Here is a 13,932-nt window from a genome sequence, read left to right on the forward strand (position 1 = left end):
GGAGGTTGACCAAAACTAGCGGTGATGGCATCAGCGAGTTGAAGGCCAAAAGGACTGGCCATATCGGTTCTAAACGCATTAACGCCTGCATTCCCGTCAAAACTCACGATCTTCGAATAGGTAAGGCGTTCTTCCGCAGTTGGCGCGCGATCAATTAAATAATAACCTTGTGCCTTTATGTGGGCTTTAATTTTTTCTAAGATCGCCGCGCCGTCTGTTTCAGAAACTAAACGTACATCAAAGTGAGCACGAGCCCATTCTGGTATGATGGTTTTGAGCCCTGGACCTTTCCAAGAGGTTTCAATATGTCTAATGTTCAAGGAAGGATACTGCATGGCGAGTTGATAGGTAGCGGCAACTTGCTCCGCTTCACTCAATCCAAGTTTAGTCACAATTTCTTCCTGATCATCGGGGACAGCATTGAGTATAGCGAGTTCCGACTCCGTAAGTTCAATGTCTTGGTAATATCCGTCAATAAGTACACGACCGTCTGGCCCTTTCATGCCTGCCAACAATTGACTCAAAATAAACACAGGGTTAGGAGCTACATTGCCATAATGCCCACTGTGCTGGGGTAATTCTGAGCCATAAGTGGTTAGACTGAATGTGGCTATACCGCGGCATCCAAAGGTCAAGGTAGGTTGATTGCTGTTGTGCGCCGGCCCGTCTAAGATCAGCATATAATCGGCAGTATAGCGATCGCTGTACTGTTTAAGAGTAGATAAAAAGGCTTCAGAACCCGCTTCCTCCTGGAGATCTAAAATAACCTTGAGGTTGTGTTTAGGTTGTTCCCCGGACTCTTTCAGGATATCCATGGCCGTGAGCAACATGCTTATGGGCGCCTTATCGTCAGCTGCAGCGCGTCCAAAGATGCGCCAGTCCATATCAATATCTCCGTCAAGACGGTCCCAAGAGATGGTCTCCCAGTTCCCCGATTGCCCTTCTTGTTTCAACACTGGGGTAAAAGGGTCCTCTTGATCCCAATTGTCTGGATTTACTGCCTGCCCATCCAAATGCAAATAATAGAGCAGGGTCGTAGCGTCAGGATCTACCGTCAATTCCGCAAAGAAAACAGGCAGGCCTTCTGATTCTAAAAGAGAAACCTCAAAGCCTCGGGCTTCAAAATAATGGGTAGCCACCTTTACGTTGGCCATCATATCGTCGGCATTGGCAGCGATATTGGGGTAACTCACAAAATCCTTGGGCGTCAAAAGCGTTTGCTTGAGTTTAGAATCAATAGCGGAATCCCAATTATTTTGCCCTTGAATCCCTAACGGGAGTAAAAGCATAATGAGCAGTGCACAAAGGTGAGATGGAACGTTTTTGTCCATGCTAGCGCTTGTTAATATTAAGTTCGAGGTTTTTACCGCGTGTGCTGAACGCTTCTATATCGCCTTCAGCCTCATTGGCAACGCCTTTATTAAAACTGTAAGTGAGTTCGTGAACCATAGGAAGCTCCAAGACAATCTCCCAATCGTCCGCGGTTTGATTCACACGGATCTGCTTTTGACCGTTCTCTAATTCATCAAAATAAATGGAGATCATATTGTCAGCAACCTTCACATTCTCCAAACTGGCAACGCTCCAATCGCTAGGCATTTGCGGGCGAATGTATACCGTCTTTTTGTGCGCCATAGGCTGAATCCCAAAGAATTGCTGCACTATAGGCACACCGTAACCGTAAATATTCCAAGCCTGAACAATCATTCCATAATCAGGCGAGACCTCATACATAGAGCCAGGCAGCGCATAACTAAAACTACGGGTCATCTTCTGTAAATAATTCAAGGCCTTATCGGGTCTGCCATAATTGTTCTCACCAACTATCTGAACCGCGGTAGGTAAAGTCATTACGGCTCCTGTATAGGAAAAGATCTCTGGGCCTTTAAACGATCCGTCATCGCTGCCTGCGGATTCGTCTCGGTCAATTCCGGTGACAAACATCCCAAAAGGATTGGCATAGTTAGCACCGGTATCTAAGGCTTTCATAGCCTTGTCCGAATCTGCAATGTTCATTTCCATAGGTGTATTCACCACCCAATTGTGATGCAATACAAAAGGTCTTGGAGTTGCTGATCGATTGGCTTTGATCTGCGCTCGGGTCGCTTTAAGCTCTTCCACAGCCCAAGGTTTGTCCAAAGTATCCGCACGCACTATTGCGTCTTCAATGAGGTGTAAAGCTTGCTGGTCTGTCCCTATAAAGTCTGCAAAGGAATTAAACTCCTCAGACCAAAACTCTTCATTAATCTTTACCGCCATTTGATCTGCAGTGGCTTGGTACTGCTGAGCCAATTCAGTTTTCCCTAATAATTCCGCCATAACGGCGGCATCTGCAAAGGCGCGTTGGGTATAGGCAGCGACGTCTATCATTTCACTGTCTAGTCCGTGGATCTCCATCATTCCGAAACCATCAGGGAATAGGTTGCCATCTACGTCTTGAGAATCCATGAGCCAAGCCAAACCTTTTTCTATAGTAGGGAAGTAGCGTTCTAAAAAGGCTTTATCTGCATTCCATTTGAAGACTTCCCAGATCAAGGAAGCGAACTGTGGCGTCTCGTTGATGTTTCCTGGATTGAATACAGCACCATTGGTAGACATTTCGTGGATGATCCTTCCGTTGCCGTTGACAGCCTCAGAAACAGAATCCAGTAGCGCAATGGTTGATTCCACAATCTCGGTCTGCCCAATGGTCATATAGCCTTTTAAGGCGTATTCACTGTCTACGCCAAACCACCATGGATAATCAGGGATACCAGCGGTGATACCACGACCAACATGCGGTACGTCACGGATCACCCAATCAGAGTTGTATTTGAGCCACTCAAAGGCTTCTTCAATTTTTTTGTCTGGAATGGTGAGTTTACTTTGATTGGCTAAAGCGGCTAAACGGGCTTTTTTGGATTCAAGTAGGGCAGGCCAGTTTTCGCGAATGTCTTTATTTTCCGATTTTGTAATTTCAGAAGATTCATAGCTACCACTTATAATTACATTAAAATTCTTAGTCTCGCCAGGAGCCAATTCAAGGATGAAACGCTGCGTTCCTTCAATTCCAGCACCTTTAAAAGTGGTCTGTGTTGCCTTAAAATCTATAGATTTTAGATTTGTACTTATTAAAGTGGACCAAGGACTACACTCGTCTGCAAAAAAGAGGTAGCCATCTTCGTCCTCAAGCACCCGATCATAACAATTTTCCATGTTAGTGCGTTCTCCGAGCCAAGTTGGCATTAAATCCGAACTAGCTTTGAAAACCAGTTCTAGTCTGCGAGGAGTATTGACTTTATTCTCAATTTCATATAGGATAACGATTCCTTGTTTCCCATCGGGAACAAATTGAGTCCGCTTAACATTAACATCAAGCGATACTAACCTATTATAGTCGTGCGAGTTTCCCCAAGGATAATTGATAAACTTTTCCGCTGTATCGAGGCTTTCTCCAGTATTTTCCTCAGAAATTTCTAGTGAAAACCCATCCAGTAGTTTGATAGGATGATTCCAAACGCCGCCCATCTCACCGGTAATGTGCCAGCCCAGCTCTGGGAAGCTACCGTCCTGATGGCCCACCATATAAACGCGGTCACCTGCAGTTACAAATGGAGAGTCTAAGTATTCCTGTTTTCCTTCTAGGAATACTTCCTGAGTTGCAGTATCGTCATTATTTGTGTCTTCTGAAGCGTCTTTACAGCTATTGAGCGCAAATAAACTCATGCCGCAGGCCATGAGCAGAACCGAGGATTTCTTCATAGAAATGTGCGTGTGTACCCCGCAGGGATTGGTTTTAGAATCGAAACTCTAAGATAATTTGAAATGCCCGATTCTCAAAATACTCAAGAAGTCTTATTTGATCTGCCAATGGATGTGATCATCATGCCGTACCGCGTGACAACCTTGAAAGCGCACCTTGCTGGAACCAATTCCCAATCGATGTTTTAAATGCGGCTCCACGAATATTTTATGCGTAGCGCTGTTGGCACTGAGGTTCTGTAATAATCGGGTGTTGAGTTTTGCGTCAAAGGCCAATTCCTTATTGGGCGTTCCCAGGGTAAGCCAGGTTGTTTTATCGTATTGTTTATTGCCAGAGTTGAGACAAACTTCGGTTTGATTGAACTCTCCCAGCCTGGGCGACTCAAAGACACCATAACCGCTACGAGAGGGTTTGTCGTTAGTGAGCTTTCCAAATTCATCGCGATACACAAAACTCAGATCAATCTTTTTCCCGTCGTTGTGACTCAAATGAGGAAATAGTGGAAATCCATCAATAAAAGGAAAGTTTGCGTCTAGATAGACCAGTACCAGATCAGGCTCGTGCCTTTGCATTTGATCGGCGAGTTCTTCCAGTTGCGCCTTGAGTTCAGGAGTGACATAATGCCGGTTGAGTAGTCTGTAGCCGTAATTGTGCGCCTGTATCTTCTCATTTTGGGGCAGTTCTACACGCCCAAAATAGGCTGCCAATTGCGGAATCCCCCAAAGGTTGAGGATGAAGTAAGAAATAGTGAATACAGCCGCACGTTTGATGGTTTTGCGCTGTTGAGGTCGGTAAAACAGCAATACCAATCCGTACAGGACACCGCCCACCTGAGTGAGCGCGGTAAGTATTGCAATGATGGTTAGATGCGTTAGGAGTTTTATCGCAGTCTTCATAGCATTATTAAAACGCTAAATCATTGCACTAAATTATATATGTAAGCGAAGTCTTACTGCTTAATTGCAGTTGATGCTGTAGTTGTCATCAGTATCAATGACCCAATCTGTTGGGATATCTGCCTGTTGTGCACTGGATACTTGTACGCAGGTTAGTGGATTATTTAACACATCTAAAACGGTCAAAGACGTATTAGCAGACACATCAAGATTCTCCAACTGATTGCCCGGGACCACTAATTGCTGCAAAGCAGCATTGTTGCTTATGTTGATGCTCTCTAAGGCATTATCAATAAGACTGATCTTTTCCAAATCTGCTAAAGCGGATACGTTAAGCGCAGTGATCTGATTGAAATCGGCAAAAATGAATTTTAGTCTGCCGTTTGTAGAAATTGGTAAACTCTCCAATTGATTGTCATTGACCCAAAGGTTCTCCAAATTGATAAAATCTTGGATTCCACTAAGATCGCTAATGCCTTGATCGTTAAGCACCAAACTGGTTACATTCTCTATATTGGCTGTTAGTACAAACCCGTCTACTTCATCGTCGAAATTCAATAGGACTAAAGCCTGTTCAAAAGCGGAGTCTGCAATGGCTGTCTTGGGAAGCTCTTGTTGTTGTCCTCCGGAGTTATTGTCGTTATTGTCCGGCGTGTCATCGTTGTTGTCTGATGAACATCCAATCAAAGTAAATACGGCAAAAAAGATGGCGAAGTAGTTGGCGCTGCGCATGTTGTCTGTTTAGGATAGAACAACTCGGTCTAAGAAATTCCTACTCGTTGAGCACAATTTCATAATAATCCAGCCAAGCTTTGTCATTGGGCAGCTGAACCTTTTTGATAAAGCTCAAGCCTAAACGCTGAATCAGATTCACGGATGTTTTGTTATCAGGCAATACAATTGCCGATACCTTCTGTAGTCGAAGCTCGTTTTTAGCATAATCTAAAAGCGCAAAGGCTGCTTCTGAGCCGTATCCATTGCCCTCAAACTCCGGTAAAAGGGCAAAGCCAATATCTACCACCTCCAAGCCTGGGCGATTGAACAGGCCACAAGTTCCCACGGGTTTGTTGGATTGTTTTTCAAACACCGCATAGTTTCCATAACCGTGCTCCTTGTAATGAGCTTCCATTTTCTCTAGGATATAGTTGCGGGCTATATCCACACTGTTGATGTTACGATCCCCGATATACTTGAGCCATTTGGGACTGTTCTGCAACGCATAGATGAATTCAGCATCATTGGATTGCACCGGATTTAATTCAAGTCTTTGCGTTTCAATTACAGCCATGGATCATTCTTTGGATTGTGCAAAGAGCCAAGAGAGCAGCTCTGGATTGGCAAAGGTGGCGGTCCAACTGTCGTGACCAACATCAGGATAAACGGTAAACTGCACATCAGCATCAATGCGCTTTAAAGCGTCTACCATTTGTTGAGAGTATTTAATCGGAACCACTTGATCAGCATCTCCATGAAAGATCCACCAAGGCTGACGATCAATCTTACCAGCAATAGCAGGATTGGCGCCACCGCAAATCGCAAAGGCAGCCGCAAAGGTCCTTGGATTACGCCTAACCAGTTCAAAGGTTCCCATAGCACCCATGGAAAGACCTCCAATATAGATTCTGTTTTTATCTACGGTATAGTTCTTTTGCAAATCTTTGAGCAGGCCTTCCAGGAGGTCTTGCTCCATTTTTAGTGTATTCCCTCTAGGATACGTAATGGTAACCCCTTCAGGAGTTTGTAAATACTCCATATTGGCCCAATAACCGTCTATCGGGCATTGTGGAAATACTACGATTGCCGGATAGTCATCACGAACTGCATCCGAAGCGAACAAGGCTCCACCATGCTTTAGCTGCGCACTATTGTCACTGCCGCGCTCTCCCGAGCCGTGTAAAAACAAGACCAAAGGATAAGCGATATCCGGATTGTAATGCTTGGGCAATAGGATTCGATAGGGGAGTTCTCCATCACGCCCTAAATAGGTTTGTTTTTCATAGCGATCCAGGTCCTGTGCGATTATAGACCCGCTAATCACGAATAATACAAGCGTGAATAATTGTTTCATGGTGGATGCTATTTGAATTTAATGTCTGAAATAGAAAAGAAGTCTTGATTGTCAATCCAGGACTGTAGGGTATAGGCATCCTCTTTCTTTTCAATTACTTGATAGTAATAACGATCCCCGGGATTGCTGAGCTGATCGCGGACTTCATTGGTGCTGGATTCAAAGATCAGCACAAAGGTATCCTTGGAAAGCCATTCCATTTTTAGACGTGTTGCGGTTCCATCTGGGAACTGGTCGCTCCAATAACCATCCTTGACGACAACGTTAACCGTATAGTCCTTTTCGGAATAATAGAAAGATTCCTGTGCTTTAAAATCTTTGAGGTCTCTACGACTGGTTTTAGATGGAATTTTTTCTTCTGAGGTAGCCCAATCATCATCCGGCTGTAATCGGATCATGATTTCTTGTACTTCTGAACATTGCGTTTGCAAACGATAGAAGACTTTGCTGACGGCTTCATCTCGTTCTTTAAATGGAAGTTTCATGATCTCCGGACCTGCAACTTCTTCAAACATGACATTAAACTCGCGATAGTCCGCTGCGGTGTTCAAATAGTCCATCTTACTGCAAATGATTTCTACAATTTGATCAATGCGTTCATCGGTGGATTCTTGAGCAAAACTTAGAGTGCTCATCAGCATTAAACAGGCTAGAAGGAAATAGTGCTTCATCGGTAAGTTTTTCTTATACGTAACAAGATAGTGAGAATTATAAGTGCAAATACATTAATTCCAAATTGCTTGGGTGTGCGTTTGGGAATGAGTTCCCATTCAAATTCAGAAACACCCGCAATGAGCTCGATGCTTTGGCTTTCTAATCCATAACTAAAGGCCACACCGATTCCACCGGCAAAGTAATAACTCCAACCCCAGGCCACAAATGTTATCAATTGGAGCACTTGAATGACAATGCCCAATTCTGAAGCTTTTTTGTTTTCCTTATTCAGAAACAAATAACCCACATAAAAGAAAACACTGAACAGCACGGTTTGCGTGATCAAGGTAAACCAGAACCAGCTGTCGTCTCCAGGATGTCGCAGCCTTAAAAAACTCACCAGCAAACCAATGAGTCCACCTACCATAAAATAGTAGGTCATAAAGCCAACACGTCGGTCTCGGTTCTTCATAGTTAAAGTGTGATTTTATACCAGCAATAGGCCAACAGCTTCTAAGGCGGCTCTTTTGTGTTTATTCTCACTGTCTAAGGCCACAGATTGCATTTTAAAATGCAAGAGCGCCTTGGCTGCCGGTTGAAAGTCTCTAGCTTCTTCCTGATAACCTGCCGCGACATAAGCAGGGCCTTGTTTCATGCCCTTTGCCTTAAAGGCCTTACTTTTCATAAGGGCGAGGTGTCCGTTGCCTTTTCCTTCCTGATCCAAAAGCACCACAACGCCTTTTCCTGCCTCAGCGATCTGAGCCACAGCGTTATCCATCTGCTCTTGACAATCGCATTCTACGGAATTGAAGTAGTGCCCATAGATACAGCTGGAATGCAATCGGCAGTAAACCTGCTCCGCATCTTTAAGATCTCCCTTATGTAAGGTGATGATCTCCTTTTGACCATCGTAAAAACGAGTCTCCGTAAATGTGCCGTATTTGGTTTGTAAGCTCGCTGTAGCTAAGAGTTGCATCATTTTTATAAGGTACTTTTAAATTCGTCAAGGGTTTGTATTTGGGCAAATTCTCCGTCCAAACTAGCTATGGCTGTTTCATGCAACAGTTGCGCATCATAGTGTTTGCCATTGCGATCGGTCTTGTCAAAGGTAGCCGTGGCATCTTCAATTAAAGTAACCTCAAAGCCCAAATTTGCAGCCATCCGAACACTGGTAGATACGCAGTGATCCGTAGTCAGTCCAGCCATTACCACCTGTTTTTGTCCGCTTTTATTCAAGGCCTCTTCTAAAGGAGTTCCTATAAAAGCACTGTTTACCGTTTTGGTGTATACTGGTTCTGATGCTATAGGCTTAACGACTTCTTGAATGGCGTTACCTTTAAAATCAGGGCGTAAGGGTGACTCTGGATTTGTGGAACAATGCTGAATATGATAGACAGGCCAACCTCTTTCGCGGAAAAGGGCTAAGAGTTCCGCGGCCTTAGTTTCTGCGTCTGGATTGTTTCTGTTTCCGCCCCAATAGGCAATGTCCTCAAATCCTTGTTGTATGTCTATTAAGAGTAGTGTTCTCATAGCTTACCTAGCGAGTTAATTTGTGCGTCTGTTGTTTTTAGGCGGATGTTGATCCAGCTGCCAATAGTTGGTTGGTGTGATGCATCCCAAGACAAGCGATACGTCCGCCCTTGGTGCATTACGGTTATTGATTCTGCGTCGTGGTCAATGATCTGCGCCATCACAGTGATCTCGTCAGAAGCTCCTTCCAAACCGAAGACTTCAGCCGGGGTTCCGGATCGGAGCAACTGTCCAGCCTCAATTATAAATGCCTTTGTAGCCAATTGCATGACCTCTGCATGATCATGACTCACCAAGATCACCGTAAATCCGTAGTCTTGGTGCAAGCCACTTAGGTGTTGTTGTAATTTTATTTTAGCCGATTGGTCTAAGGCAGTGAAGGGTTCGTCTAATAGTAACAAATCGGGTTTTTGTGCGAGAGCACGAGCCAGAGCCACGCGTTTGGCCTGTCCTCCGGAGAGCATATCTGGTTTGTGGTTTACGAGTTTCTCCAATCCCATACTGGAGATGAGGTTTTCTAAGTAAGCCCTATCTGGATCTGATCCAGCCGCATACTGAATATTTTCAAGCACACTCATATTGGGAAACAAGGCAGCATCTTGGAACACATAGGCTATTTTGCGCTTTCCTGGCGCTAGATTGATCTTCTTTTGTGAATCGAACCAGATGTCTCCGTGGCTTTGTATACTTCCTGTATCAGGCCTAAGCAATCCGCTGATCATCTTTAGGGTTGAGGTTTTCCCTGCGCCAGAAGGACCAAATAGCGCATTAAAGCTTCCCGATTCTACTTGAAAGCTCAGATCTAAAATCATAGTGCCATCTTGTGATTTAAGGCTTTTTTGAAGTGTAATGTCGATCATCCCACCACTCCTTTCCAATTTTTACTGCCTCGCGTATAGACCCAAAGCAAAATGACAAAGGCAATCGCAAAGAGGATTAGTGATAACAAATGAGCCTGCCCAAAATTTAAGCGTTCCACCTCGTCATAAATAGCGATGGAAGCCACTCGAGTCTCGCCTGGAATAGATCCACCAATCATTAATACTACCCCAAACTCGCCTAAAGTATGCGCAAAACTCAACACAATGCCACTAAGCAATGCGGGCTTCATATTGGGTAGTAAAACTCGAGTCAAAATAGAGAAACGACTTCTTCCCATCAATTGTGCAGATTCTTTATAAGCGGGAGGTAATCCACGTAAGCCGGATTGTATAGGATGGACCATAAATGGAATTCCGTAGATCACAGAGGCAATAACTAAGCCTGTAAAGCTGAATACCAAACGGAGATCAAAGGTTTGTTCTAACCAGGCTCCGAAAGCATTGTTGGGACTAAAAGCTAATAGTAGATAAAACCCGATTACCGTTGGCGGCAATACTAGTGGCATGCTTACCAAAACGGCCAAAAGTGGTTTTAGGCGTGATCTGGAATAAGCCAGCCAATAGCCCAGTGGTATACCCACAAGCAGTAATACTAGGGTAGTGACCAAAGCCAATTTAAAGGTTAGAAAAAGTGGATCCCAATTCACGCTACTCAAAGATAGCATTAATTCAATTCTAGGGCAGATCGTAGCCGTGTTGTTTGATACGCTTTTGAACGGCCTCACTAAGCAGGTAGTCCACGAAGTCTTGCGTAAAAGGGTGCAGTTTCCCCCGTTTAATGATCACGACTCCTTGAATTATGGGTTTGTAGTGTACTTTATTGATGTCCAGAACAAAAACTTCCGATTCTTGTTGGGCCTGGAGGGCACTTGATTTTGCCGTTATTGCTGCCTCTGCGGCACCTGAAACTACATAGGTGGCAGCTTGCACGGCGTTTTCGGCATACACTAAGTTCGGTTTTACAGTTTCCCAAAGCTCTTGATATTCCAACAGCTCTTTTGCCGCACGACCGTATGGAGCGAGTTCTGGATTGGGTATGGCCAAAGATTTCAAACCATCCATTGTCATTCCAGATTTTAAAAAGTCTTCTTGAGAAAGCACGACCAAAATTCCCTTGGCGTAGGGGATAGGAGCCGCAGTGGTCCAATCGGTGTCGTATAAGTGCTGTGGGTAGGACATGTCCGCCGCCATAAAGATATCTATGGGCGCACCATTGCTGATCTGATTGGTGAGTTTTCCGGAAGAACCAGTTATGATATCGATCTCCACATCACGTGTAGCAGAAAACTCATCTGCTAAGGTCTGTGCTAAAGCTTCGGCGTTGGCAGCTACAGCTATACGCAACTTCTGAGTTGGCGCTTGATTGCATCCGAGTAAGATGAAGCTAAGCGCAATTAATGCTATCCAAAATCTACTCTTCTGCAAAGATGGCTGTTTCAAATCCGTCTATACTTTTTTGGTTCTTCTTTTCCCAATAGTCCCAGAGCTCCTCCTCGGTTTTGGCTTGAGCCCACTCGGCCAAACGCGTTCTATGGGCTTTGAACTCCATATAGGGAACTCCGTAGCCGCAAGACGTCTGAACCGTGTCTATATGAAGCTTGATGAGTTGTCGAGCTCCTTTAGTTTCGGGAAACAATTTGATATACTGTTGAAATTCATCATCTCTGGGATGGTAGATATCACAACTTCCATAAAGCCGCAGAATAAGTGGTGGATCTTCAAAGGCATTGAACATGATGGTCATGCGATTGCTTTTGAGCAAATGAGCGGCAGTTTCATTGCCGCTACCGGTTAGATTCATCCAAAGGACGGATTTATCATCCAAAACACGCATACTGTCCATGCCTTTGGGAGAAAGATTAATGCGCCCTTCTGCAGCAGCAGTTGCTACGAAGAAGATCGGTTGTGCTTTTATAAAGTTCTTGTGAACCTCGCGGAGTTCTTCAAATTGTGCAGCCATTATGACTCTATTATAAGGAGACTCTAAAGATAACGCTTCTGTGTGGAGTAGTGCAAAACCATCTGCCTAAATGTTTCTTAATCGTCTTGATAAAATCAAATATGATGGACAGTATTAGAATGAAGGCTTTACCTCATGGAAATCAGTCGATTTTAAAATTGTTTAACAATTTGTAAAAAAATTTAAACAAAATATTAATACTTTTACATCGTGAAGGAAGTAATTTAGCATCAGTTAAATCAAACTAAGAAAACAGACTTGTTGAGAAAGTAGCTAAAAAACTGAGTCGGCCTTTAGTTCCGGACCGGTCAAAATTCAGAAAGGGCGACTTCAAAAACCGTTAATTTTTATGTTGGTTTAGAAACAATAACTACAAAAATTAAGACTCATGAAAAAGATTGCCACGTTTGTACTTGCTGGAATGTTTATTTCGGCTTGTGCGCAAAACACACAGAACAACACTGCTGAGGTTGCTACTGCAGAAGTAGAAAATGTAACTGAAGCTAAAACTGTAGATACACCTCCTACAATCGTAGGGGTTGCTGCAGGAAACGACGCATTTAGTACTCTAGTTGCGGCTGTAAAAGCAGCTGGATTGGTTGAGACCCTTAGCGGTAAAGGACCATTCACTGTATTTGCTCCAACCAACGACGCATTCGGAAAATTACCAGCGGGAACCGTTGAAGGATTATTGAAGCCAGAAGCTAAAGGAACACTAACAGCGGTATTGACCTATCACGTAGTAGCCGGAAAGTTTGAAGCAGCTGCAGTGGTAGACGCAATTAAGAAGAACAATGGAAAGTTCGAGGTTAAAACTGTACAAGGTGGAACCATTACTTTAACTCTAGAAGGAGGAAACGTAATGTTAACCGATGCTACAGGAGCTAAGTCTACGGTAATTATCCCAGACGTAGCAGCAAGCAATGGAGTGATCCACGCCATTGACTCTGTTGTAATGCCTCAATAGTTTTAGGTGGTCAAAAAATAAAATTGCTATGAATTAAGGCTGTTCGCATGAGCAGCCTTTTTTTATTGTTTTGATTTTAATAGCTGCTGATGGATCTGTCTGCCCAAAGCCGCTAGAAAAGGAATTCCTGTTTCGTCGTATTGGTAGTTATTATCATTGTAGATGCCGTTCTCATTGACATGAACTGTCGCTGTTAAAATAAAGGCGATCTCATTGGTGTGGTCCAAAATATAGGCGCAGTCTGTTAAATAACCGTAAGCGTAGCCTACCTTATTCATAATGCTGATGTCCTCAGGCATATCTGCTTTGTTGTCTCCAAACATAAAAAACTTGACATAGCTGTCGTAATACTCAGGTTTGGCGTAGCCAGCCTCATGTGGCAAAAGCTGCATACTTTCCATCAAGAACTGATGCAGCTCCGCAGAGAGTTTAAATTGCTCATCGGTAGAAAAGTACTCGGGAAAGATCACGCGTTTCATAGTACCGTGCATACTGCTGATGGGGTAGTAGTTCTTTAAAGCGAAAGACATGGGGTCATTCACTAAAGTGTCGTTTTTATAATAACCCACTCCTTTGTTGATCTTTTGAAGGTTCAAGGGCTGAAGGGGTTGCATTTGATAACCTTCTCCCTCAAAAAGCTCATCTTCTCCGCTTCCTTGAAAGATAAGTCCCTTGGTCATTGGATCTGCCGCATTTGGGGTGGATAAACGATGGGCCAAGCGGAAGTTATTAAGCCCAACTTCATGCATACGGTCGTTGACAAAATCATTGCCCAGATATTCATAAAGCCGGTTGTAGGCTTCATTACTACTGACTGCGAATATGTCTCGAATGTCTCTCCGAAAGCTTGATGAGATGCTATCGCCATTAACGGTAATGGTTGCATCCAGATTTATAAATTCATTGTCATCCAATTGCTCAAGGGTAATTACTGCCATTGGAAACTTCACCGTGCTGGCCGGATAGAAATAGACGGAATCATTTACTTGGAATTCGTATTCCTTGAAAGCAAGGCTGGACGATGAATAGTCAACCACACTAAGGGCTATTTGTACCTCATGAGCTTCTAGATTATTCATGACCTTTTTTATGGCGGGATCATCAGCAGATAGTGCTGCCTGTAAAGGATCAACAGCTTCTTTTTGACATGAAAATAAGGTGAATAGACTGAATGAAATTAGCGCTAAACGCAGGAACATAGGCATTGAATTTGCCTAAAGATAAGGATTTGGTG

General features: G+C 43.8%; 16 protein-coding genes. 1 reads left to right on the forward strand and 15 read right to left on the reverse strand.

Features of this window, described 5'->3' with window-relative positions; translation table 11 throughout:
• The 14 genes from HRT75_RS07740 to HRT75_RS07805 all read right to left on the reverse strand — a co-directional run.
• A partial coding sequence (locus tag HRT75_RS07740) for a M20/M25/M40 family metallo-hydrolase (RefSeq protein WP_291184784.1) occupies nucleotides 1-1,331 on the reverse strand: 1,331 nt, incomplete at its 3' end.
• 1 nt (nucleotide 1,332) lies between these two features.
• Nucleotides 1,333-3,741 carry a glycogen debranching protein gene (locus HRT75_RS07745; RefSeq protein ID WP_291184785.1) on the reverse strand — a complete coding sequence of 803 codons (2,409 nt, stop codon included), beginning with the start codon at nucleotides 3,739-3,741 and terminating at the stop codon, nucleotides 1,333-1,335.
• A gap of 93 nt (nucleotides 3,742-3,834) precedes the next feature.
• The gene (locus HRT75_RS07750; RefSeq protein WP_291184786.1) at nucleotides 3,835-4,638 is read right to left on the reverse strand and encodes a hypothetical protein; all 804 of its coding nucleotides are present in this window, start codon (nucleotides 4,636-4,638) and stop codon (nucleotides 3,835-3,837) included.
• A 60-nt stretch (nucleotides 4,639-4,698) separates the two neighbouring features.
• Complete coding sequence (locus HRT75_RS07755) at nucleotides 4,699-5,370, reverse strand: hypothetical protein (RefSeq protein ID WP_291184787.1); 672 nt, start codon at nucleotides 5,368-5,370, stop codon at nucleotides 4,699-4,701.
• A 40-nt stretch (nucleotides 5,371-5,410) separates the two neighbouring features.
• Nucleotides 5,411-5,926 (reverse strand): GNAT family N-acetyltransferase, encoded by a 516-nt coding sequence (locus HRT75_RS07760; protein WP_291184788.1) that lies wholly within the window; start codon nucleotides 5,924-5,926, stop codon nucleotides 5,411-5,413.
• 3 nt (nucleotides 5,927-5,929) lie between these two features.
• Nucleotides 5,930-6,706 carry a prolyl oligopeptidase family serine peptidase gene (locus HRT75_RS07765; protein WP_291184790.1) on the reverse strand — a complete coding sequence of 259 codons (777 nt, stop codon included), beginning with the start codon at nucleotides 6,704-6,706 and terminating at the stop codon, nucleotides 5,930-5,932.
• An 8-nt stretch (nucleotides 6,707-6,714) separates the two neighbouring features.
• Entirely contained in the window at nucleotides 6,715-7,377 is a 663-nt protein-coding gene (locus HRT75_RS07770; protein ID WP_291184791.1) for a hypothetical protein, read from the reverse strand.
• A complete protein-coding gene (locus HRT75_RS07775) occupies nucleotides 7,374-7,832 on the reverse strand; it encodes a hypothetical protein (protein ID WP_291184792.1) in 459 nt (152 codons plus the stop codon). Before HRT75_RS07775 ends, HRT75_RS07770 begins: the two co-directional genes overlap by 4 nt.
• Before the next feature lie 15 nt (nucleotides 7,833-7,847).
• Nucleotides 7,848-8,339: a GTP cyclohydrolase gene (locus HRT75_RS07780; protein ID WP_291184794.1), complete on the reverse strand. Its 492-nt coding sequence runs from the start codon at nucleotides 8,337-8,339 to the stop codon at nucleotides 7,848-7,850.
• 2 nt (nucleotides 8,340-8,341) lie between these two features.
• Entirely contained in the window at nucleotides 8,342-8,890 is a 549-nt protein-coding gene (locus tag HRT75_RS07785; RefSeq protein ID WP_291184796.1) for a cysteine hydrolase family protein, read from the reverse strand.
• The gene (locus tag HRT75_RS07790; protein ID WP_291184798.1) at nucleotides 8,887-9,750 is read right to left on the reverse strand and encodes an ATP-binding cassette domain-containing protein; all 864 of its coding nucleotides are present in this window, start codon (nucleotides 9,748-9,750) and stop codon (nucleotides 8,887-8,889) included. Before HRT75_RS07790 ends, HRT75_RS07785 begins: the two co-directional genes overlap by 4 nt.
• On the reverse strand, nucleotides 9,747-10,436 hold the full coding sequence (gene modB / locus HRT75_RS07795) for a molybdate ABC transporter permease subunit (RefSeq protein WP_291184800.1): 690 nt from the start codon (nucleotides 10,434-10,436) through the stop codon (nucleotides 9,747-9,749). Before modB ends, HRT75_RS07790 begins: the two co-directional genes overlap by 4 nt.
• A gap of 10 nt (nucleotides 10,437-10,446) precedes the next feature.
• Nucleotides 10,447-11,196 (reverse strand): molybdate ABC transporter substrate-binding protein, encoded by a 750-nt coding sequence (gene modA / locus HRT75_RS07800; protein ID WP_291184802.1) that lies wholly within the window; start codon nucleotides 11,194-11,196, stop codon nucleotides 10,447-10,449.
• Nucleotides 11,183-11,731: a pyridoxamine 5'-phosphate oxidase family protein gene (locus HRT75_RS07805; RefSeq protein WP_291184803.1), complete on the reverse strand. Its 549-nt coding sequence runs from the start codon at nucleotides 11,729-11,731 to the stop codon at nucleotides 11,183-11,185. The genes modA and HRT75_RS07805 overlap by 14 nt, the downstream gene beginning before the upstream one ends.
• Before the next feature lie 388 nt (nucleotides 11,732-12,119).
• Between HRT75_RS07805 and HRT75_RS07810 the strand changes: the two genes are divergently transcribed.
• Complete coding sequence (locus tag HRT75_RS07810) at nucleotides 12,120-12,698, forward strand: fasciclin domain-containing protein (RefSeq protein WP_291184804.1); 579 nt, start codon at nucleotides 12,120-12,122, stop codon at nucleotides 12,696-12,698.
• Nucleotides 12,699-12,760: 62 nt separating this feature from the next.
• On the opposite strand, the gene HRT75_RS07815 is transcribed toward HRT75_RS07810, so the two are convergent.
• Nucleotides 12,761-13,897, reverse strand: a complete 1,137-nt coding sequence (locus HRT75_RS07815; protein ID WP_291184806.1) for a serine hydrolase — start codon at nucleotides 13,895-13,897, stop codon at nucleotides 12,761-12,763.
• Between the last annotated feature and the right edge of the window lie 35 nt (nucleotides 13,898-13,932).

This window comes from Gilvibacter sp. (assembly GCF_013214815.1).
Taxonomy (GTDB): domain Bacteria; phylum Bacteroidota; class Bacteroidia; order Flavobacteriales; family Flavobacteriaceae; genus Gilvibacter.

Bases quoted from the DNA above. Each gene is read 5' to 3' on its own strand.
- HRT75_RS07815 (WP_291184806.1), bottom strand. From the start codon at position 13,897: ATGTTCCTGCGTTTAGCGCTAATTTCATTCAGTCTATTCACCTTATTT.
- HRT75_RS07810 (WP_291184804.1), top strand. From the start codon at position 12,120: ATGAAAAAGATTGCCACGTTTGTACTTGCTGGAATGTTTATTTCGGCT.
- HRT75_RS07790 (WP_291184798.1), bottom strand. From the start codon at position 9,750: ATGATCGACATTACACTTCAAAAAAGCCTTAAATCACAAGATGGCACT.
- HRT75_RS07785 (WP_291184796.1), bottom strand. From the start codon at position 8,890: ATGAGAACACTACTCTTAATAGACATACAACAAGGATTTGAGGACATT.
- HRT75_RS07760 (WP_291184788.1), bottom strand. From the start codon at position 5,926: ATGGCTGTAATTGAAACGCAAAGACTTGAATTAAATCCGGTGCAATCC.
- HRT75_RS07780 (WP_291184794.1), bottom strand. From the start codon at position 8,339: ATGATGCAACTCTTAGCTACAGCGAGCTTACAAACCAAATACGGCACA.
- HRT75_RS07775 (WP_291184792.1), bottom strand. From the start codon at position 7,832: ATGAAGAACCGAGACCGACGTGTTGGCTTTATGACCTACTATTTTATG.
- HRT75_RS07750 (WP_291184786.1), bottom strand. From the start codon at position 4,638: ATGAAGACTGCGATAAAACTCCTAACGCATCTAACCATCATTGCAATA.
- HRT75_RS07765 (WP_291184790.1), bottom strand. From the start codon at position 6,706: ATGAAACAATTATTCACGCTTGTATTATTCGTGATTAGCGGGTCTATA.
- modB (WP_291184800.1), bottom strand. From the start codon at position 10,436: ATGCTATCTTTGAGTAGCGTGAATTGGGATCCACTTTTTCTAACCTTT.
- HRT75_RS07805 (WP_291184803.1), bottom strand. From the start codon at position 11,731: ATGGCTGCACAATTTGAAGAACTCCGCGAGGTTCACAAGAACTTTATA.
- HRT75_RS07755 (WP_291184787.1), bottom strand. From the start codon at position 5,370: ATGCGCAGCGCCAACTACTTCGCCATCTTTTTTGCCGTATTTACTTTG.
- HRT75_RS07745 (WP_291184785.1), bottom strand. From the start codon at position 3,741: ATGAAGAAATCCTCGGTTCTGCTCATGGCCTGCGGCATGAGTTTATTT.
- HRT75_RS07770 (WP_291184791.1), bottom strand. From the start codon at position 7,377: ATGAAGCACTATTTCCTTCTAGCCTGTTTAATGCTGATGAGCACTCTA.